The organism is Pseudomonas sp. 2995-1 (assembly GCF_002742505.1).
Lineage (GTDB): Bacteria > Pseudomonadota > Gammaproteobacteria > Pseudomonadales > Pseudomonadaceae > Aquipseudomonas > Aquipseudomonas sivasensis.
Window position 1 is genome coordinate 1 of record NZ_LJSA01000194.1, and the last position, 268, is coordinate 268.

The following is a 268-nucleotide window of genomic DNA, read 5'->3' on the forward strand; positions in this document are numbered from 1 at the left end:
TTCCAAAGGTGTTATCGATAAAGTACGTGAAGTTCGTAAAGAATATCCTGACTTAAATATTATTGCTGGTAATGTTGCTACAGCAGAAGCAACGAGAGATTTAATTGAAGCTGGAGCAAATGTTGTAAAGGTTGGGATTGGACCAGGATCAATCTGTACTACACGAATTGTTGCAGGAATAGGTGTTCCTCAAATCACAGCTGTTTATGATTGTGCAACAGAAGCGAGAAAACATGGAGTTCCTGTAATTGCTGATGGTGGTATTAAG

1 protein-coding gene is annotated in these 268 nt (G+C 38.8%); it reads left to right on the plus strand.

Translation table 11 applies throughout. From position 1 onward, the window contains the following. On the plus strand, positions 1–268 hold a 268-nt coding region (locus tag AOA61_RS00695), incomplete at both ends, for an IMP dehydrogenase (RefSeq protein ID WP_143521159.1).